We start from the raw sequence: 19361 nt of genomic DNA, 5'->3' as shown, positions 1-19361 counted from the left end.
GGGGCGTCGCGACGCCGTCGACGGTGCTCCACGTCAGCTCGACGTGGAGCACCGCCTCCGGTCAGTCGCGCGCTCCGGGCGTGCTCAGGCGCTCAGAGCGTGATCACGACGGTGGAGATGCTCCGTGCGGGCACGTCGACCGTCACCTGGCTGCCGTTGACGCTCGTGGTCCGGGCCGCGCGGCTGGAGTACTGCGAGGTCATCGTGTGGAGCGCAGACCTGACGTCCTGCGGCGCCTGGATGACGGCGCCGTTCACCGCGCTGGTCGAGCGGTTGAGGATGACGAGGGTGACCTTGCCGTCGCCCTGGTACGCCGTGACGTCGAGCGGCGACGCCTTCGCGCTCTCGGTCACGCCGACGCGCTGGTAGCCGGGGCGGACGTACTTGGAGTACTGCGAGAAGGCCCAGCCGCGCTTGAGGACCGCCCCGCCGGTCGTCCCGTACGCCGACTCCCCGTCACCGATGAACGAGTAGTAGCGCCGCCCGTACCACCAGACGTACGCGCTCCAGTTCGCCTCCATGGTGCGGTTGACGGAGGGCATGATCCTGTCGAGCGTCTCGTTCCACGCGGCGGCGTTCGACGGGTCGCCCCAGATGCGCGACCCGCTGCCGTCGGCCTCGTGGAAGTTCCACTCGGTCATCCACTGGTTCTTCCCGTACTGCGCGGCGAGCGGGTACCGGGAGAGGTTCGGACCGGTGTCCTGGCCGTAGACGTGGCCGCCGATGTAGCCGATGTTGCTGCGGGCGGTCGCGTCGTTGAGCGTGGGGTCGGTGTAGGCCCGGTTCGAGCCGAGCGACTCGGCGACCATGAGCTTGGTGCCCGTGATCTTCGCGCCGTGGTCGCGCACGAAGGTGCGGAGCGTGTCGCCGGTCCACGCCATCGAGTCGTAGTCGGGGTGCCAGTCGGGCTCGTTCTGGATCGACGTGACGTCGATCGTCACGCCCTGGCTCTTCATGTACTGCACGTAGCTGTTCAAGTGGTTGGCGTAGTCCCCGTAGCGCGAGGTCAGCAGGGTGCCGCCGTTGATCCGGCTGTTGTTCGACTTCCACGCGGCCGGCGCGGTCCAGGGCGAGGCGAGGATCTTGACGTCGGAGCCGTACGCCTTCGCCGTCTTCAACGCGCTGACCTGGGTGCCCCACTCGCTCGACACCGGCGAGATCCCGGTGCGGACGATCGACAGGCCGAGCTGGTTGTCGCCCATGCCGACGAGCGTCTGCGTGTCGGCGGTCGACCACGCGCCGCCCCAGATCGACACGGCCGCGCCGAAGCCGTCGATCGTCTGGTACCTGGTGCCCGTGTTCACCGTGAGGTCCGCGGGCGCGCTGGTCGGGTTCGGCGTCGGCGTCCGGGTGGCCGAGGGTGTGGGGGTCGGCGTCGCCGTCCCCGTGGGTGTCGGCGTCGGGGTGCCGCTGGGGGACCCCGTGCAGGTGGTGCCGTTGAGCGCGAAGGAGGTGGGCGCGGGGTTGGCGCCGCTGTGGCTGCCGTTGAAGCCGAGCTCCGTCGACGCCCCGGTGCCCAGCGAGCCGTTGTACGACGCGTTCCTCGCGGACACGGCCGCGCCGCTCTGGGTGACCGTGGCGCTCCAGGCCTGGGTCACGGTCTGCCCCGCGGGGAAGGTCCAGGTGAGGACCCAGCTGCTCACCGCGTCACCGAGGTTGGTGACCTTGACGGCGGCCGTGAACCCGCCGCTCCACTGCGAGGAGACGACGTAGTCGACCCGGCAGCCGGTCGCGGCGGACGCCACGGGTGCCTGGGCGACCGTCACCCCGGTGAGCAGCGTCGCCGCCGCCAGAGCCACCGTCCAGGGCCGGCGCCATCGTTGGGCTCTACGCATGATTTCGTCCGATCGTCGTTGGTCGTCACGTGCGCCCGACGGTCCCCGCTGGCAGCCGGCGGACAGGGACCAGGACGCACCGGTCGGCGTGACTATGTCGGGCCGGATCGGACCTGTCCAGCGCCCCCGGACCTAATCGTTTGGGCCGATCGCGGGCCCCGCGAGCCCCGTGCCAGAGTGGGCCGGTTCCGCCATGTGAGCGTTCACATCGGGATCACCCCGCAACGGCGCGGCCATCTCCAGGAGGCACACGACATGCACCGAACCGTCCGACGGCTGCTGGTCGCCGTCACGCTCTGCGTCGCACTGGCCGGGGGTGTCGTCACGCAGTCCGCGCCCGCCACCGCCGAGAGCAACGGCGGCACTCGCGTGATGCCCCTGGGCGACTCGATCACGGACGGCGTCGGCATGACCGGAGGCGGCGGCTACCGCGTCGGGCTGTGGCAGCGCCTCGCGCAGAACGGCTACACCACGGACTTCGTGGGGTCGGGCTACAACGGGCCGGCCAGCCTCTGGGACCACGACCACGAGGGGCACTCCGGCTGGCGGATCGACCAGATCGACGCCAACGTCGTCGGCTGGCTGCGCACGTACCAGCCGCGCAGCGTGCTGCTGCACATCGGCACCAACGACATCAGCCAGAACCGCGACCTGGCGAACGCCCCGGCCCGCCTCGCGGCCCTGGTCGACAAGATCACGAGCACCTCCCCGCAGACCGACGTCTTCGTCTCGACCCTGATCCCGGTGTCGTACGCCGACGCCAAGGTCCGGGCCTACAACGCCGCCATCCCCGGCATCGTGTCGAGCAGGGCCGCCAGCGGGAAGCGCGTGCACCTGGTCGACATGTACAGCGCGGTGAGCCTCGCCGACCTCCCCGACGGCGTGCACCCCAACGCGGCCGGCTACGACAAGATGGCGGCCGTCTGGTTCGCCGCGCTGCGGTCCGTCCCGGGCAGCATCGGCAGCCCGGCCGGGAACCCCCAGAACCCCTCCGGCCCGGTGGACACCGCGGCCTGGTACACGCTCGTCAACCGCAACAGCGGCAAGGCCATCGACGTCTACAACCTGTCCACCGCCGACGGCGCCCGCATCACCCAGTGGTCGCGCAACAGCGGCACCCAGCAGCAGTGGCAGTTCGTCAGCACCGGCAACGGCTTCTACCAGCTGAGGTCGCGGCTGTCGGGCAAGGTCCTCGACGTGGCCGCGAGATCGACCGCGGACGGGGCGGCGATCCAGCAGTGGAGCGACAACGGCGGCACCAACCAGCAGTTCAGCATCCAGACCATCGACGGGTACGTCCAGCTCATCGCCCGCAACAGCGGCAAGGCGGTCGAGGTGCAGGGCGCCTCCACCGCCGACGGCGGCAACATCGTCCAGTACTCCGACTGGAACGGCACCAACCAGCAGTGGCAGCTGGTCCGGGTGGGCTGAGCCCGCCGCGTCACCAGGGTCGCGCGTTCGTCCGCGCGGTGCCTGACCCGTCCGGCAGGATCGCCGTCGAGGTCAACACGCGCGGAGGTCGAGACGGTGCGAGTGCTGTTGGACGAGCTGGTCAGCGTCCACTACGGGTTCATGGCGGTGGAGCCGTTCGACGCCGGCGTCACCGCCGAGCTGATCGAAGGACGCGGCGGCCAGCGGAACGGGCTGTGCGGGGCGGCGTCCCCCGGAGCGCTGTCGTTCGTCGTCGGTCTGCACACCGGGTCCGTCCCGGTGCGCATCGAGCTCCACGACGACGCCCCGCCGCTCGCCCCGGACTGGGAGGACGTCGTCGAGGCCTCGTTGACACCCGTCGAGGGCGAGCCGTACGCGCTGACCTCCTTCGATGCCGCGGAGCCGCTCGACCTGCCGACCGCCAGGTCCTTGCGCGCCCGCTGGAGCGCGCACGGACCTGCCGACCGCCAGGTCCTTGCGCGCCCGCTGGAGCGCGCACGGGATGGACGACGCGCACCAGGGCGGACCTGAGGAGGGAGAGCCGCCGCTCGACCGGTACCTCCTTCAGCTCTGGCCCGCTCCCACCGCCCCGGACGAGGTGGTGCGGTGCGGCAGCGGGATCGCCCGGTACTGGCACGGCGTCGCCGAGCGGACACCCCCGCCGCCGACGCCCGAGGAGCGCGCGCGTGCGCGGCTCGCCGAGGAGGCGTCGGACCGGGCCCGCGACGAGGCTGCGCGCCGCGCGTGGGAGGAGCGCGCGGAGACCGCCGCCTGGGGCGGTCGGCCACCGAGCGACGAGCTCCGCGCCTGGGGGTGGCGCGCGCGTCAGCTGGCGGGGCAGGACCGCCGTCTCGTCGACGCGATCGCCGGGCTCGAGCCCGAGCAGCAGCGCGTCGTCGCGACCTGGGCCGCGACGCGGGCGTGCGAACGGGCCGCGATCCTCGACAGGCCCGGAGTCGCCGCGGCACTCGCCGCCATCGCACGCGGTGCGACGCCGGCCGCGCCGTGGACGAGCTTCGACGAGGCGTGGGACGCCCTGTTCCCGGAGGAGCCCGACGGGGACGACGCGGGGGCATCGGGACGGGTGTCCACGATCGTCGCGACGATCTCGGTGGGTCCGGCGATCGCGGCGCGGGCGCCGCTCGCGCCGGAGGCCGCGGCGATCGACGCCGTGCTCGCGGCCGCGGACCCGCACCCAGGCACGGCGGCGGCAGGAGCGGTCGACGGTCTTGGGTCCGGCGCGCTCGACCTTGACGCCTGCCTCGCCGAGGTGCTCTCCGTGGTGCGGTCGCTGGCCGCGCGGTGACGCACGCAGCCGCGGGACGCGTCCGGTTCCCCCGAGATGCGAGGTGCGTCCTCGCGCTGAGATGGTGGGCCGCCCGGACCGACCCCGGTCCCGACGATGACGGAGACCCGCTGTGCGCCGCACCCTCGCCGCCGCTGCCGCCGCCCTGCTGACCGCAGGTGCCGCCCTCGCCGGAGCCGCCCCCGCCTCGGCCGCCCCGACCCTCGACCTCGTCGTCCAGAAGAACGGCGTGTGGAAGGGCTACGCCTCGGTCAACGGGTCCACCGGGCGGCTGTGCGTCCGCGCGTACCACTCGACGCCGGGGGCCGTCGCGGTCGCGAACGTCTGGTACGAGGGCCAGCTGCTCGGGCGCGTGTCCGACCCGGGCGGCGACTCGGAGCCGACGTGCGGGTACACGCGCACCGACCCCGGCTACTGGGCCGGTCTCGAGCTCCTCTTCTACCCGGAGACCGGGAGCACCCTGCGCGCGTACGACAACTTCTTCTTCCCCCGCTGATCCACGAGGCCGCCCGGTCGTCGCGCACGTCGACGGCCGGGCGGCGGCGTCCCCGGTCTCGCACCGCGGCCTGCCGCACGCGCACACCGGGTCCAGCTCGTCGTCGTGGCCGACGAGTCGGGTCTCGTGGTGGCATGCCAGGGCGACGACTCACCCGGGTCAGTCAGCCGATGAGGAGCCCGAGCGCCGCGAGGAACCCGATCCCCGCGAGGACTGCGAGCAGCGCCCACCGGCGCGCGTGCGGGACCTGGCGGCCGAACACGACCGCCGCGAGGACGAAGAGCACGCCGGGCACGCCCCAGACGAGCCACGTGGCGCCGAAGTTGAACCACCCCTGAGCACTCATGTCGCTGATGCCCTTGTCGAGCGGCTCCATGAGCCCCGCGAGGGTCGCCAGCTTCACGACGGCCTCGGCGAGCGGGTACGCGAGCTGCACGGCGCCGGCTCCCCAGAGCCCGCCGAGCACGACCCAGCCGGGCAGTCGCCTCCCCCAGGACTGGATGGACGCCAGGGCCACGGCGACCGTCACGAGGCGCAGGCCGATCGCCAGCACGACGACCTCCTGGTCCTGCGCGCTGCTCCCCCGGAGGCGGGACCAGACCAGGGCGCCACCGGCGACGAGGCAGAAGGTGCCGACCCATGCGGCTGCGAGTGCGGCCGGCCAGCGCGGGGCCCGATGGTCCGCGGTGACGAGCGACGGTCGTGCGGCTCCTGATGTCATGGCACGACGCTGCCCTCGCGGGCTCGCGCGGCGCATCGGGCATGACCCCGGACCGCGCCCTGGCCCGCTCGCGACCGGACCCTGACCCGGCGACGGCACCGCCGGCCTCCGCGCTCCGCCTGACGGAGGAGCCACGTCGTGCGTCCGAACCGTTTCGGACGTCGTCACGGGGGTCCCGGGCCCGCCGAGCGCTGGCACGATGGCGGCGATGTGAGCGCTCACATGGGCTCGGCGACCGGCAGCCGACCCCGGCTGAACGCCCGTCGACCACCACCACGACCACCGCACAAGGGAGTGCTCTCGTGAGAAGTTCTCGTCGTCGTCGCTGGTGCAGCGCGCTGGCCACGACCGCTCTGACGGTGTCCGCGATCGCCCTCGGCGTGCCCGCGCAGGCGGCCGCCCCGGTCGCGACGGCGGCCGCCCCCACGGTCGAGGAGCCGGCACCGCTGCCGCCGCTCGGCTGGAACAGCTGGAACACGTTCTACTGCAACATCGACGAGCAGATGATCCGCCAGACGGCGGACGCGATGGTGAGCTCGGGGATGGCGGCCGCCGGGTACCAGTACGTCGTCGTCGACGACTGCTGGATGCAGGACACCCGCGACGCGAGCGGCAACCTGCGCGCCCGGACCGACCGGTTCCCGTCGGGCATGAAGGCGCTGGGCGACTACATCCACGGCAAGGGCCTGAAGTTCGGGATCTACCACGCGCCGCGCGAGAAGACCTGCAACCAGTACTTCGCCAACCTGCCGGGGACGTCGTCGTACGGGCGGGAGACGCAGGACGCGAACCTCTTCGCGTCGTGGGGTGTCGACTACGTCAAGCACGACTGGTGCGACCCGCGCGGCAGCGCCAGCGAGCAGGCGACCGTGTTCAAGCGGTTCGGTGACGCGCTCAAGGCCACCGGCCGCCCGATCGTCTACTCGATCAACCCGAACAGCGCGCACTCGAACACCGCCCCGACGTACTCCGGCTGGGGCGCCTTCTCCGACATGTGGCGGACGTCCGAGGACCTGTCCGCGTCCTGGTCGACGGGCTGCTCGCCGTCCGCCGACTGCTTCGTCGGGATCACCGAGGCCCTCGACATCGTCGAGCCCATGCGCGAGTGGACCCGGCCCGGCCAGTACAACGACCCGGACATGCTGATGGTCGGCGTCCGGAACGCGCTGACGGCCACCGAGAACCGGGCGCACATGAGCATGTGGGCCATGCTCAGCGCACCGCTGATCGCGGGCAACGACCTGCGGAACATGTCCGCCGACGTGCGCGCGGTCCTCACCAACCGCGACGTCCTGGCGATCGACCAGGACCCGCTCGTGCGGCAGGCCGACCGCGTGCGCGACGAAGGCGACGCCGAGGTCTGGGCGAAGCCGCTCGCGGACGGCTCCGTCGCCGTCGCGCTGCTCAACCGCGGCTCCGGCACGCGGCAGATCTCGACGACGCTCGGGCAGGTCGGGCTGGGCTCGGGGACGCACCAGTACCGGGAGGTCTGGACCGGCGCGACGGGCACGACGACGGGCCAGATCTCCGCGCAGGTCGCGCAGCACGGCGTCGCGCTGTTCCGGGTCACCCCCGGCGGCACCACGCCCCCGCCGACCGGCAGCACGCTCGTCAGCGCGTCGTCGGGGCGCTGCCTCGACGTGCCGGGGAGCGCCACCGCGAACGGCACCGGCCTCGTGATCTGGGACTGCCACACCGCGCCCAACCAGACGTGGACCGCAGGCACGGACGGCACGCTCCGGTCGCTGGGCAAGTGCCTCGACGCACCCCTGACGGCCACCGCGGGCACGCGCGTGCAGCTGTGGGACTGCAACGGCGGCACCAACCAGCAGTGGACGACGCAGGCCGACGGCACCATCCGTGGCGTGCGGTCGGGGCTGTGCCTCGACGTCGACCGGAACCTCACGGCCAACAACACCGCCGTGCTGCTGTGGACGTGCACGGGCGCGGCCAACCAGCGCTGGTCGCGGCGGTAGGAGCAGGCACCGGCGCGGGCGTCGTGGGGAGCGGCGCCCGCGGCGGCACCGTGGGGTCGCGCACCGGCGTGGCCCCACGGTCGCCGGCGCCGACGTCGGGTCAGGCGCGCAGAGCGCGGGTCTGCTCCCACCGGTCACGCGTGATCTCGTAGCGGTAGCCGCCCAGGTCGGCGCCCTCGACGGCCAGCATGTCGTCCGGCGTCTCGAGCGCCTCCGCGACCGTCATCCCGACCTTCTCCATGACGTGCTGCGAGGCCGTGTTCAGCGCCATCGTCGCGCCCCACACGACGCGCACGTCGAGCTCGGTGAACGCCTTCTCGACGAGGGCCGCCGACACCTCGGTCGCGTAGCCCCGGCCCCACGCCGCCTGCCGCAGGCGGTAGCCGAGCTCGACCTCGTCCAGCGGACCGTCGCGCTCAGGGCGCAGGCAGAACCAGCCGAGGAACGCGTCGTCCTCGGTCGCGTAGGCCGCGAAGAGGCCGAACGCGCCCGCCCACCGGTCGTAGCCGGCGAGGATGCTCGGCAGGTCGCGCTCGCGGATCAGCTCCGGCGCCGTCGGCTCGCCGCCGGACAGGAAGCGCATGACGGCGGGGTCGCTGTCGAGCTCGACCAGCAGGTCCGCGTCGTCGGCGCGGAAGGGGCGCAGCGTCACACGACTGGTCCGGAGGTAGGTGTCCACGGGCGTCAGCATGCACGACCGCGACCGGCGACGGGTCAGGGCTGCGCGTGGCGGTCGAGGCCGAGCGTCGCGAGCAGGTCCTCGTGCAGCTCGAACCAGGCCCGGTGGCAGGAGTCGAGGTCGGAACGGTCGACCCAGCCGTGCTCACCCGTCCGGGCACGCCGGAGCGCCGCGTCGATGCGCGAGTCGTAGTCCGCGAACCGGGTGAGGACGTCACGGAGCCGTCGGACCAGCGGCGCCAGGCCGCGGGCGATGGCGCCGAGCTCGGCGAGGACGTCGGCGTCCCACGCCCCGTCGGCGTGGTCGTTGACGGCGAGCGCGTCGGAGGGTGTGGGGCGCATCTGCCAGCGGGTGCAGGCCGCGAGCAGCCGCGCGTTGAGCGGGAGGAACTCCCGGTGGACCGCGTCGACCTCCGCGCCCGCACCTGCGGCGGCGAGCTCGGCGGCGAGCTGCCGCTCGTTCTCGGCTCGGCCGCGGTCGGTCAGCGACCACCCGCTCAGGTCGGCGAAGGTCGAGCGCGTGACCCAGCCCCACGCCTCGGCGTCGCCCAGCGTCTCGCCGACCTCGGCGACGTCGAGGCCGAAGCGGCCCGCGACGGCCGTGGTGTCGGCGAAGCCGAGGATGCGGACCGCGTGCAGCGTGAGCAGCTCGGGTGGCGACGGCCGAGTCATGCGCCGGCCCGGTTCGTCAGCCGCGCGTAGTGCTGCTGGCACGCCTGCGGCGAGTTGAAGCCCATCGCGTCGGCGATCTGCGCCCAGGTCAGCCCGGCGCTCCGCGCGACGAACAGCAGGCCGGCCTCGAGCCCGTCCACCTCGGCTCGCGCCGCGGGCAGCAGTGCCAGCGCCGCGAGCAGCCCAGGGCCGTCGAGATCCGGCGAGCGCCAGAGCGCGAACTGCGCGAGGTCGGTCGCCGACGGCGGCACCGGTGCGGGCCGCCACGGGCGGGCGACGAGGCTGTCGGCGCCCTCCCGCAGGAGCCGGTCGCGCGCCTGGTCCTCGCGTCGCGCCCTGTCCTGGTCGACGGTGGCTCCGTGTGGGTCGGGGTCCTTGCGCGTCATGCTCCGACCTTGCACACTCGACGGGACGCCGTCAACACAACGTTGATGACCAGGAGGGAGGCCGACCGATGCTCGTGCCGCTGACGGATGCCAGCGCCCGCACCTGCGGAGGCAAGGCGGGCGCCCTCGGCGACCTGCTGCGCGCGGGCCTCGCGGTGCCGGACGGGTGGGCCGTCCCGCTCGACGTCTACCGGTCGGCCGTCCGCGACGCGAGCAGCGCGTCGGAGACGCGCCGGAACGGGCCGGCGGCGATCGCCGACCGCCCGGTGCCCGCGGACGTCCGGGCAGCGCTCGCCGACGCGGTAGCGACGCTCGGCGGCGCCCCGGTGGTCGTGCGGTCGTCCGCGTCGGACGAGGACGCCCACGACGGCGCGGCGGCGGGCCTGTACACGAGCACGCTGGCCGTGCGAGGCGTCGACGCGGTGGTCGCGTCGGTCCGCGCCTGCTGGGTGTCGCTCCACGCCGACCCGGCGGTGGCCTACCGCGCGGCACGCCGGCGCGACGCCGACCCGGCGATGGGCGTCGTCGTGCAGCGGCACGTGGACGCGGACGTCTCGGGCGTCATGTTCACACCCGCCCGTCCCGACGGCCCGACGCGGATCGATGCGTCGTGGGGGCTCGGCCCCAGCGTCGTCGAGGGCGCCGTGAACCCCGACGCGTACACCGTCGGCGCGGACGGCTCGGTGGATGCGGTCACGGCGGAGAAGCGGACCCGCCTGGACCGTCGCGGAGACCGGCTCGTGACGCGGGACGTGCCCGCCCCCGGCCGTCACCGACGCGTGCTCGACGACACCGACGCCCGGCGGCTCGCCGACCTCGGACGCGTCGTCGGTGCCGCGCTCGGCGGTGCGCAGGACGTCGAGTGGGCGATCGCGGACGGTCAGGTCTGGATCCTGCAGGCCCGGCCGGTCACCGCCGACCTCCCGCCCGCGACGCCCCCGTCGCCCACCGTGCGCCCGGCCGCGGGCGCGACCGTCCTCACCGGGGCACCCGGCAGCCGCGGCACGGCGACGGGTCCCGCGCGGGTCGTCCGGGACCCCGGCGACTTCGTCCACGTCCGGCGCGGGGACGTCCTGGTCTGCCCGTGGACCGACCCCGGCTGGACGCCCCTGCTGCGGGTCGTCGGCGGGGTCGTCACCGAGACCGGCGGGGTGCTGTCCCACGCTGCGATCGTCGCGCGCGAGCTCGGGATCCCTGCGGTGCTCGGCGTGCCCGACGCGACCCTGCTGCTCGGGGACGCGTCGCTCGTCACGGTCGACGGGAGCGCGGGCACCGTCACGAGGGCGGTGGGGTGACGACGACGCGCAGCGTGGTGCGGCACCTGTACGTCGCGCGGCACGGCGAGGCCGACGCGTTCGGCGCCCTCACCGACGTCGGTCGCGTGCAGGCGAGCCTGCTGGGTGAACGCCTCGCGGGCGTGCCCGTCGACGCGGTCTGGCACTCGCCCCTCCCACGCGCGGTCTCCACCGCGCACGCGCTCGCCCGGCACCTCCCCGGCGTCGCGCCGGCCGAGGCCGCGGAGCTCGTCGACCACGTCCCGCACGTCCCCGACCGGGCCGACCTGAACCCCGCCTGGGCGGGGTTCTTCGACGGCGTCGACCACGCGGAGGCAACTGCCGGCAGCAGCCTGGCCACGGCGCTGGTCGACCGGTTCGCGACCGCGCCGGACCCCACGGTGACCCGCGACACGCACGAGGTGCTCGTCACGCACTCGTTCCAGGTCGCCTGGCTCGTGCGGCACGCGCTCGACGCGCCCGCGTCCCGGTGGCTCGGGCTCGACAGCGGCAACACCGGGCTCACGGTCCTCGAGTACCGCGCGGGCCTCCCGCCCCGGCTCGTCGCGTTCAACGACATGGCGCATCTGCCGGCGGAGCTGCGCTGGACGGGCTTCCCCGACGGCCCTCGGCCCTGATCCCGCACCGTCGGCGGGTGCAGCGCGCACCCCCGCACTCCCGGACGGTCGGCGCCGGCGCGCCCGCGGCTTGTGGCGCGCGGTGGGCGGGCGCACGATGGCCGGACGCGTCGGGTCGAGGGGGGACCATGGCTGGTCGGGGGGGACGTCGTCGTGCGCTCACGGGCGCGGCGGTCGGGGCGGTGCTGGTCGGCGCGGTGCTGGTCGTCGCAGGGGCGTCGCCGTCGGCGGCAGCCGCGGAACCTCCGCCGACGCTGTGCTCCGACATCCCGGGCTCGTCGCTCGTGGAGCAGAGCGTCGAGGGCGACCTCGTCGTCGACGTCGACTGCTGGATCTTCCGCGGGACGGTCCACGGCGACGTCACGGTGCTCGCGGGGGCGACGTTCTCGGTCGGTCGGGCGTCCGTCGACGGCGACGCCGAGGTGGCCGGGCGGCTCGAGCTGGGTGACTCGCGGGTGCGCGGCGACGTGACCCTGACCAGCAGGGACACCGCGTCGCTCAAGATCTGGGTGGGCGACGGTGCCGGCGGCTCGGTCGACGGCGACGTGACCGGCGAGGCGGTCGACGTCTCCCTCGAGGCGGCCCGCCTGTGGGGCACCTACGACGTCGAGGTGCGCGACGCGACGCGCGTCCGCGGCCGCTCGGAGCTCATGGGGCCCGCGGCGGTCACGGGCGGGCGGCTGCTGGTCCACGGCGCGACGTTCTACGGCGGCCTCACGAGCACCGGATCCGGCGACGTGCTCGTCTGCGGCGCGACGGTCGCCGGGGACCTGCGGGTGACCGGCCTGACGGACTTCGCGAGCATCGGTGCCGAGCCGCGGCGCGACCAGCGCGACTGCTACGTCCTCGTGACCGGGTCGCTCGTGCTCGTCGACAACCCGCACAGCGTCGACCTCGGGTACGTCGCGGTCGCGCACGACCTCGTCTGCACCGGCAACACCGGTCCGCGCGGGGTCACCGGGACGAGCTGGACCGAGGTGCACGGCGACCGCACGGGGCAGTGCGTGCGGTGACCCGTCGCGCTCGCAGCCGCACGCGTCCCGCTCTACAGCGCGCGCGGCGCGGCGGCGAAGGCGACCGCCCCCACGAGGGCGACGGCCACACCCCACCAGAGCAGCCCGGCGGACGCCGCGAGGACCGCGACGACGACGAAGACGGCGACCTGACCCATGAAGCGAGGCCAGCGTCGCTCGACCCGGTGCGCAGAGCGCGGGGCGAACCAACGGCCCCACACGAGCACCACCGCGAGCGGCAGGACGACCGCGAGCACCAGCGCCGTCCACGGCGGCTCGCCGAGCCGCCAGCCGGTCACCGCCGCGAGCACCACGAGCGCGAGCTCCGCCACGAACGCCGCGACCGCGGCCGGGTGCGTCGCGGTGCGCCACTCCGCACCGGTCGGCTCGTCCATGCCCGCAGCGTGCCACGGGCGGTGGCGGCTCACGTCCTCCGGTGCGGGCGAGGTCAGGCGCGCGAGGTCAGGCGGGCGTGGTCGTCGTGCGGGCGCGCAGGACGACGCGAAGTCGCGGCGGGCCGGCTCGGCTCAGATCAGCTCGACGCCGTCGGCCTGCGGGCCACGGTCGCTCTGCCGCACCCGGAACCGGACGCGGTCGCCCTCCTCCAGGAACTCGGTGTTGCGCACGACGGAGACGTGGACGAACAGGTCCGGGCCGCCGGAGTCGGGCGTGATGAAGCCGAAGCCGCGGTCCGCGTCGTAGCGCGCGACCACGCCCTCGCCGCCGCGCGCGGGTGCACCGCCGCGCGCGGGTGCACCGCCGCCCGAGTGCGGGCCCGACCGCCCGCGGGCCGGCGCCGCGGGTGCGCTCCGACGCGGGCGTCCGCCGACGAGCCGGACGTCGCGGGCCTGCGGTCCGCGCTCGCCGGGCTCGACGTCGTAGGTCACGCGGTCGCCCTCGACGAGCTCGCTCAGCCCACCGGTCAGCGAGCGCGCGTGGACGAACACGTCGTCGCCGCCGGCGTCCTGGGCGACGAACCCGAAGCCCTTGTCGGGGTCGTACCAGGTGACCGTGCCGTCGGCCCCGTCGTCGGCAGCGGCCGCCCCGGCGGCCTCGGCACCGAGCGGGAGCAGGTGGTCTGCCTGCGGGCCCTTTTCCCCCGGCACGACGAGGAACGCGACGCGCTGCCCCTCCGCGACCACGCCGCCGCCGACGATGGCCGAGCTGTGCAGGAAGATCTCGGCGCCGCCGCCGTCGGGGGCGACGAACCCGTAGCCCTTGGCGGGCTCGTACCAGCTGACGGTGCCGAGCACGCCGAGCGCGGCGTCGGCGGCCACGCCGCCGATGACGCGGACGCGTCGTGCGACGGGACCGCGGTCGCCCTCACCGGCCTCGAACTCGACCTGCTGCCCCTCGCGGAGCACCCGCGGCCCGTCGTCGCCGACGATCTCGGACGCGTGGACGAACAGGTCGTCGGCTCCGTCCCCGAGGTCGAGGAAGCCGAAGCCTCGCTCGGCGTCGAACCAACGGACAGTTCCCTGGGGCACGGCTCACTCCTCGTTCACGGACGTTGCTGCACTCCAGTCTCCCCCCACCGGGGGCCGACGTCCGCCCGGCGCGTCTGCGTGCCGGCGCGTCAGCCGGTCGCAGGCGCCTGCTTCTCCGCGCGGCCGTGCGCTGACGAGGGCGTCCATCCCTCGTCGCCGCGCGTCGCGCGCATGATCCGCCGGCTGATCTCGCGCAGCTGCCGGGCCTGCGCCTGCGTCAGGGGGTCGAGGACCAGGCGGTGCACCGTGCGCACGTGGCCGGGGGTGGCCTCGTGGACCTTCTCGGCACCGGGGTCGGTCAGCGTCGCGAGGGTGTAGCGCCCGTCGACGGGGTCGGGAGCGCGACGCACCCAGGCGCGCGACTCGAGCCGTGCCACCGCGCGCGAGAGGCGCGACAGCGAGCTGTTCGCGTAGCCGGCCAGGACGCTCATCCGGAGCGTGCGGTCCGGGGCGTCGGCGAGCGCGTAGAGGATGCCGTACTCGAAGTGCGACAGGCCGGCGTCGCGCTGCAGCTGCGCGTCGAGCGCGGCCGGCAGCCACTCCAGCACGGTGGCCAGGGCGGACCAGGTCTCGAGGTCCTCACCGGTGAGGGTCGGCGCGTCGACGGGGTCCGGCATGCGTGCAGCGTACGGGAACGCGAGCCGTCCGGACGCGGATGATGACTTGATCAAGAAAGTCATCACCCGTACGGTTCGCTTGATCAGGAAAGTGATTCGCACGGAGGTGGGGACAGCATGGATCTGGAGCTGACGGGCAAGCGGGCCTTCGTGAGCGGCTCGACGCAGGGCATCGGGTTCGCCGTCGCGCGCGCCCTGCTCGACGAGGGCGCGTCGGTCGTGATCAACGGCCGCAGCGCGGAGCGGGCGGACGCGGCCGTGCGCCGGCTCCGGGCCCAGGTCCCGGGGGCGCAGGTCTCGGCGATCGTCGCGGACTTCGCCGACGCGTCGCAGGTCGGTCGGCTCCTGGACGACCTGGGCGACGTCGACGTCCTCGTGAACAACGTCGGCGTGTTCGAGCTCGCCCCGTTCGAGCAGCTCACCGACGCCGACTGGCAGCGCTACTTCGAGGTCAACGTCATGAGCGGGGTGCGGCTCTCGCGCCACCTGCTGCCCGGCATGCTCGCGCGCGGGTGGGGTCGCGTGGTCTTCGTCAGCAGCGAGTCGGGCGTGGACGTGCCGGCCGACATGCTGCACTACGGGTTCACCAAGGCGGGGATGATCGCGCTCGGCAACGGCCTCGCGAAGCTCACGCGCGGCACCGACGTCACCGTGAACACGATCCTCGGCGGACCGACGTACTCGGACGGCGTCGCGGCCACGGTCGCCGAGATCGCGGCCGCGCAGGGCATGGCGCCCGACGACCTGAAGGCCGCGCTCGCCACCGGCAACCGGACGTCGCTCCTGCAGCGGTTCATCGAGCCGCGCGAGATCGCGCACCTCGCGGCCTACCTAGCGAGCCCGCTGTCGTCCGCGACCAACGGCGCGGCGCTGCGGGCCGACGGCGGGGTGCTGACGACGCTGACGTGACGCGTGCCGTCGTCGCGGGCGACCGGCGGCGCTCGACCGCACGACCGGGCGTGCCTACGCGTCGTCGGGGCGGCGGTCGAGGCGGTCGAGGAGCTCGACGGCGGCGCGCGCGTACCCGCTGATCCAGCGGTCGTGGATGCGCTTGATGGGCAGCGGCGCGAGCGACAGGTGCCGCTCGCGCCCGACCTTGCGGCCGGTGACGAGGTCGGCGCCCTCGAGGACGCGCAGGTGCTGGAGCACCGTGGTCCGGTCCAGGTCCGGCAGCAGCGCGCACAGCGACCCCGTCGTGTGCGGCGACTCCTTGAGCGCGTCGAGCATCCGGCGCCGCACGGGCGACGCGAGGGCCTTGAACACCCGGTCGTCGTCGGAGGCCTGGTCGGCCGGTGCTGACATGTGGTAAAAGTACAACATGAATGACACCGGGCGTCTCGACGCGCTGTCCTTCACCGTCTCCGGCCGCGTGAGCCGCCCCTGCGCCGAGGTCTACGAGGCGATCGCCGACCCGGAGCAGCTCTCGCGCTACTTCACGACCGGCGGCGCGCGAGGCCGCCTGGAGACCGGGGCCGTCGTCACCTGGGAGTTCCACGACTTCCCCGGCGGCTTCCCCGTCACGGTCGTCGAGGCCGACCCGCCCCGCCGGATCGTCGTCGAGTGGGGCGGCGAGGCGACGACCGGCGCGAACGGCACGACACGGACGACGTTCGAGCTCGAGCCGCTCGACGGCGACACCCGCACGCTCGTCACCATCACCGAGTCGTCGTGGCTGCCCACGCCGGACGGCGCGAAGAGCGCCTTCGGCAACTGCGCCGGCTGGACCGGCATGCTCGCGGCGCTCAAGGCCTGGCTCGAGCACGGCATCAACATGCGCGACGGCTTCTACGCCTGACGCCAGGCGGTCGCGACGTCGACCCCCTGGACGCGCGGGGGGCGGCGTCGGGACCATGAACCGGAGGCGATCGCCATGACGACCCTGGGCCACGGCAAGATCTGCCACGTCGAGCTGCCCGCGGTCGACCCGCGGACGTCGGCGGAGTTCTACGCACGCGTCTTCGGCTGGAAGGTCCGCGAGGCGCACGGGACCTGGTTCTTCGAGGACTCGACGGACGAGGTCAGCGGGCACTGGGTGCCGCACCGCGAGCCGACCCCGCCCGGGGTGCTCGTGTACGTCTGGGTCGACGACCTCGCCGAGGCGGTCGAGCGCGTGACGGCCGAGGGGTGCGCGATCGTCCAGCCGCCCGGCGGCGACCCGGGCGAGCTGACCGCGCGGTTCCGCGACCCGGGCGGGAGCGTCGTCGGGCTGTACCAGGAGCCCTCCCGGTGAGCCGGCCCCTACCCGTCGCGGGCTGACGGTCCTACCGTCGTCCCGTGGGGTTCGAGGCGGGCGCCGATGCGTACGACCGGTTCATGGGGCGGTTCTCCCGGCCGCTCGCGCGTCGCGTCGTCGAGCTGCTCGACGTACGGCCGGGCCAGCGGGCGGTCGACGTGGGTTGCGGTCCCGGCGTCGTGACGGAGGTGCTCGTCGAGACGCTCGGTGCGGACGCGGTCAGCGCGGTCGACCCCACCGAGCCGTTCGTCGCGGCCGTGCGCGAGCGGCTCCCGGGCGTCGACGTGCGACTCGGAGGCGCTGAGGACCTGCCGTTCGACGACGACGCGTTCGACGTCGCCGTGGCGAGCCTGGTCGTGACGTTCATGGCGGACCCCGTCGCCGGGCTGAGCGAGATGCGGCGCGTCACGAAGCCGGGTGGGCGCGTGGCGGTGAGCGTGTGGGACCACGTGCACGACCGGGGTGCCGCGTCGACGTTCTGGCAGGCGGCGCGCGACGTCGACACCGGCCGGGTGAGCGAGAGCAGCCACCTGCTGTGGGTCGAGGAGCACGTCGCGGAGCTGTGCGCCTCGGCCGGGATCGTCGACCTGCGCGCGCAGGAGGTGCCGGTCACGCTCACGTTCACGTCGTTCGCGCAGTGGTGGGACCCGTTCCTGCTGGCCGTCGGGCCGGCCGGTGCGTACCTCGCGACGCTCGACGACGACGTGCGTGAGGCGGTTCGACAGCGGGCGGCGGAGCGGTTCGGCCCGCCGCCGTTCGAGGTCACCGCGACGGCCGTCGTCGTGCTGGGCACCGCGGCCTGACGCCCGCGGACCTTCGTCGAACCGCTTGCGAGGTGAAGCGTTTCGACGGCTGCGCGCGACGGCGCGGTCTGGTGGGCTGCGAGTCCGTCGCCGGGGCCGCCCTGCCCTCGGCCGCCCTGTCCGAGAGGAAGTCCCGTGCGCTCGCTTCGCCAGGTGCTGTCCGTCGCCGCGGCCGCCGCGGTCGCCGTCGCCGGTTCGCTGGTCGTCGCCGACCAGGCGAGCGCGGCCGCCGGCTGCCGCGTCGACTACACCGTCACGAACCAGTGGCAGAGCGGCTTCGGCGCCGACGTCCGCGTCACCAACCTCGGTGACCCCGTCTCCTCGTGGGACGTCCGCTTCTCGTTCGGTGCGGGCCAGACGGTCTCCGCGCTGTGGAACGGGTCGGTCACGCAGTCCGGCGCCGCCGTCTCCGTCCGGAACGCGGCCTGGAACGGGTCGATCGGCACGGGCGGCACCACGTCGTTCGGCTTCAACGGGACGTGGTCCGGGTCCAACCCCGCGCCGACGGCCTTCACGCTCAACGGCGTCGCGTGCACCGGCAGCCCGGTCACCCCCACCAGCACGCCGACCACGTCGCCCACGCCGACCCCGACGGCCACGCAGACGCCGCGGCCGACCCCGACGCCCACGACGACGACCGGGCCGGTCGGCGGCACCGCCGCGCAGCTCGTCACCGCGATGGGCAAGGGCTGGAACCTCGGCAACCAGCTCGAGGCGAACATCGACGGCGTGCCCAGCGAGACCGCGTGGGGCAACCCCGTCATCACCGGCGCGCTGCTCGACCGCGTCAAGGCCGCGGGCTTCTCGACGATCCGCATCCCGGTCTCGTACCTGAGCAAGATCGGTCCCGCGCCGAGCTACACCGTCGACGCCGCGTGGCTCGACCGGATCCAGCAGGTCGTCGACCTCGCCTACGACCGCGGGCTGCACGTCGTCATCAACATGCACGGCGACGGGTACAAGAGCGTGAGCGGCTCGTGGCTCATCTGCGACGCGGCCTCCCAGACCGCGATCAAGGAGAAGTACCAGAAGGTCTGGCAGCAGGTCGCGTCCGAGTTCACGACGTACGGCGGCCGTCTGATCCTCGAGTCGATGAACGAGAACTTCGACGGGCAGTACGGCAACCCCACGCAGCCCTGCTACTCGAACATCAACGCGTACAACCAGATCTTCGTCGACACCGTCCGCAAGACCGGCGGCAACAACGCGTCGCGCTGGCTGCTCGTGCCGGGCTGGAACACCAACATCGACTACACGACCGGCGGCTACGGGTTCGTCATCCCGACCGACCAGTACCGCTCGTCGGCGATCCCCAGCACCGAGAAGCGGCTCATGATCTCGGTCCACTACTACGACCCGTGGGACTTCACCGGCGCGGAGAACGGCACCTACACGCAGTGGGGCCCGAACGCGACCGACCCGTCGAAGAAGACCTCGTGGGGCCAGCAGGACTTCATGGACGCGCAGCTCAAGAAGACGTACGACGCGTTCACGTCGAAGGGCTACCCGGTCTTCGTCGGCGAGTACGGCTCGATCGACAAGACGGCGTTCGACGCCGCGAACAACCGGTACCGCGCCGACTACGCGCGCGCCCTGGTCGCGACCGCCGCGAAGTACGGCGCCGCGACCGCCTACTGGGACAACGGGCACAACGGCCAGTACGGGTTCGCGCTGTTCGACCGGGCGTCCGCGACGGTGACCCAGCAGGGCATCATCGACGCGATCATGGGCCGCTGACCGCGACCTGACCGGCTCCGGGCCGGGCGTCTCACCACCCGCGGGATCGCGGTCGAGA

Annotated in this window: 22 protein-coding genes; 13 read left to right on the top strand and 9 right to left on the bottom strand. The window is 73.8% G+C overall.

Going from position 1 to position 19361, the window contains the following annotated elements:
• Positions 1-92 precede the first annotated feature (92 nt).
• On the bottom strand, positions 93-1766 hold the full coding sequence (locus GXP71_RS18715) for a cellulose binding domain-containing protein (protein WP_238402497.1): 1674 nt from the start codon (positions 1764-1766) through the stop codon (positions 93-95).
• A 324-nt stretch (positions 1767-2090) separates the two neighbouring features.
• Here GXP71_RS18715 and GXP71_RS18710 point away from each other — a divergent pair, with 324 nt between their 5' ends.
• From GXP71_RS18710 to GXP71_RS18695, 4 genes are all read left to right on the top strand, one after another.
• Positions 2091-3266 (top strand): RICIN domain-containing protein, encoded by a 1176-nt coding sequence (locus GXP71_RS18710; RefSeq protein WP_162353908.1) that lies wholly within the window; start codon positions 2091-2093, stop codon positions 3264-3266.
• 96 nt (positions 3267-3362) lie between these two features.
• Positions 3363-3797, top strand: coding sequence for a hypothetical protein (locus GXP71_RS18705; protein ID WP_162353907.1), 435 nt, complete (start codon positions 3363-3365; stop codon positions 3795-3797).
• Entirely contained in the window at positions 3769-4572 is an 804-nt protein-coding gene (locus GXP71_RS18700) for a hypothetical protein (RefSeq protein ID WP_162353906.1), read from the top strand. The genes GXP71_RS18705 and GXP71_RS18700 overlap by 29 nt, the downstream gene beginning before the upstream one ends.
• Positions 4573-4684: 112 nt before the next feature.
• Complete coding sequence (locus GXP71_RS18695; RefSeq protein WP_162353905.1) at positions 4685-5068, top strand: hypothetical protein; 384 nt, start codon at positions 4685-4687, stop codon at positions 5066-5068.
• 163 nt (positions 5069-5231) lie between these two features.
• Here GXP71_RS18695 and GXP71_RS18690 read toward each other — a convergent pair whose 3' ends face one another.
• Positions 5232-5789, bottom strand: coding sequence for a hypothetical protein (locus GXP71_RS18690; RefSeq protein WP_162353904.1), 558 nt, complete (start codon positions 5787-5789; stop codon positions 5232-5234).
• Between the two features lie 359 nt (positions 5790-6148).
• Between GXP71_RS18690 and GXP71_RS18685 the strand changes: the two genes are divergently transcribed.
• A complete protein-coding gene (locus GXP71_RS18685) occupies positions 6149-7765 on the top strand; it encodes a glycoside hydrolase family 27 protein (protein ID WP_238402496.1) in 1617 nt (538 codons plus the stop codon).
• Between the two features lie 100 nt (positions 7766-7865).
• On the opposite strand, the gene GXP71_RS18680 is transcribed toward GXP71_RS18685, so the two are convergent.
• From GXP71_RS18680 to GXP71_RS18670, 3 genes are read right to left on the bottom strand one after another with little or no spacing between them, the layout of a single operon-like run.
• Positions 7866-8444, bottom strand: a complete 579-nt coding sequence (locus GXP71_RS18680) for a GNAT family N-acetyltransferase (protein ID WP_162353902.1) — start codon at positions 8442-8444, stop codon at positions 7866-7868.
• A 35-nt stretch (positions 8445-8479) separates the two neighbouring features.
• Positions 8480-9115 carry a transcriptional regulator gene (locus GXP71_RS18675; RefSeq protein WP_162353901.1) on the bottom strand — a complete coding sequence of 212 codons (636 nt, stop codon included), beginning with the start codon at positions 9113-9115 and terminating at the stop codon, positions 8480-8482.
• The gene (locus GXP71_RS18670; protein ID WP_162353900.1) at positions 9112-9501 is read right to left on the bottom strand and encodes a DNA-binding protein; all 390 of its coding nucleotides are present in this window, start codon (positions 9499-9501) and stop codon (positions 9112-9114) included. The genes GXP71_RS18675 and GXP71_RS18670 overlap by 4 nt, the downstream gene beginning before the upstream one ends.
• A 68-nt stretch (positions 9502-9569) precedes the next feature.
• Between GXP71_RS18670 and GXP71_RS18665 the strand changes: the two genes are divergently transcribed.
• The 3 genes from GXP71_RS18665 to GXP71_RS18655 all read left to right on the top strand — a co-directional run bounded on the left by GXP71_RS18665 (position 9570) and on the right by GXP71_RS18655 (position 12426).
• A complete protein-coding gene (locus GXP71_RS18665) occupies positions 9570-10796 on the top strand; it encodes a PEP/pyruvate-binding domain-containing protein (protein ID WP_162353899.1) in 1227 nt (408 codons plus the stop codon).
• On the top strand, positions 10793-11413 hold the full coding sequence (locus tag GXP71_RS18660; protein ID WP_238402495.1) for a histidine phosphatase family protein: 621 nt from the start codon (positions 10793-10795) through the stop codon (positions 11411-11413). Before GXP71_RS18665 ends, GXP71_RS18660 begins: the two co-directional genes overlap by 4 nt.
• Before the next feature lie 128 nt (positions 11414-11541).
• Complete coding sequence (locus GXP71_RS18655) at positions 11542-12426, top strand: hypothetical protein (protein ID WP_160142798.1); 885 nt, start codon at positions 11542-11544, stop codon at positions 12424-12426.
• A gap of 32 nt (positions 12427-12458) precedes the next feature.
• Here GXP71_RS18655 and GXP71_RS18650 read toward each other — a convergent pair whose 3' ends face one another.
• The 3 genes from GXP71_RS18650 to GXP71_RS18640 all read right to left on the bottom strand — a co-directional run bounded on the left by GXP71_RS18650 (position 12459) and on the right by GXP71_RS18640 (position 14530).
• Entirely contained in the window at positions 12459-12821 is a 363-nt protein-coding gene (locus GXP71_RS18650) for a DUF2568 domain-containing protein (RefSeq protein ID WP_124341300.1), read from the bottom strand.
• 132 nt (positions 12822-12953) lie between these two features.
• Positions 12954-13913, bottom strand: coding sequence for a cold-shock protein (locus tag GXP71_RS18645; protein ID WP_162353898.1), 960 nt, complete (start codon positions 13911-13913; stop codon positions 12954-12956).
• Between the two features lie 89 nt (positions 13914-14002).
• Positions 14003-14530 (bottom strand): MarR family winged helix-turn-helix transcriptional regulator, encoded by a 528-nt coding sequence (locus GXP71_RS18640; protein WP_162353897.1) that lies wholly within the window; start codon positions 14528-14530, stop codon positions 14003-14005.
• Between the two features lie 117 nt (positions 14531-14647).
• Between GXP71_RS18640 and GXP71_RS18635 the strand changes: the two genes are divergently transcribed.
• Positions 14648-15439, top strand: a complete 792-nt coding sequence (locus GXP71_RS18635; RefSeq protein WP_162353896.1) for an SDR family NAD(P)-dependent oxidoreductase — start codon at positions 14648-14650, stop codon at positions 15437-15439.
• A 54-nt stretch (positions 15440-15493) separates the two neighbouring features.
• Here the strand turns inward: GXP71_RS18635 and GXP71_RS18630 are convergent, their stop codons facing one another.
• Positions 15494-15832 (bottom strand): helix-turn-helix transcriptional regulator, encoded by a 339-nt coding sequence (locus tag GXP71_RS18630; RefSeq protein ID WP_202924286.1) that lies wholly within the window; start codon positions 15830-15832, stop codon positions 15494-15496.
• A 16-nt stretch (positions 15833-15848) separates the two neighbouring features.
• On the opposite strand from GXP71_RS18630, the gene GXP71_RS18625 reads away from it, so the two are divergent.
• The 4 genes from GXP71_RS18625 (at position 15849) to GXP71_RS18610 (ending at position 19303) form a co-directional block, all read left to right on the top strand.
• On the top strand, positions 15849-16325 hold the full coding sequence (locus tag GXP71_RS18625) for an SRPBCC family protein (protein WP_162353894.1): 477 nt from the start codon (positions 15849-15851) through the stop codon (positions 16323-16325).
• A 75-nt stretch (positions 16326-16400) separates the two neighbouring features.
• Positions 16401-16760 (top strand): VOC family protein, encoded by a 360-nt coding sequence (locus GXP71_RS18620; RefSeq protein WP_162353893.1) that lies wholly within the window; start codon positions 16401-16403, stop codon positions 16758-16760.
• Positions 16761-16804: 44 nt separating this feature from the next.
• A complete protein-coding gene (locus GXP71_RS18615) occupies positions 16805-17566 on the top strand; it encodes a class I SAM-dependent methyltransferase (RefSeq protein WP_162353892.1) in 762 nt (253 codons plus the stop codon).
• Between the two features lie 135 nt (positions 17567-17701).
• Positions 17702-19303, top strand: coding sequence for a cellulase family glycosylhydrolase (locus GXP71_RS18610; RefSeq protein ID WP_162353891.1), 1602 nt, complete (start codon positions 17702-17704; stop codon positions 19301-19303).
• Positions 19304-19361 lie beyond the last annotated feature (58 nt).

Origin of the sequence: Cellulomonas sp. H30R-01 (assembly GCF_010119915.1) — a bacterium.
Lineage (GTDB): Bacteria > Actinomycetota > Actinomycetes > Actinomycetales > Cellulomonadaceae > Cellulomonas > Cellulomonas algicola.
The sequence above is the reverse complement of the archived record's forward strand: the minus strand, read 5'-3'. Positions and strand labels throughout refer to the sequence as shown.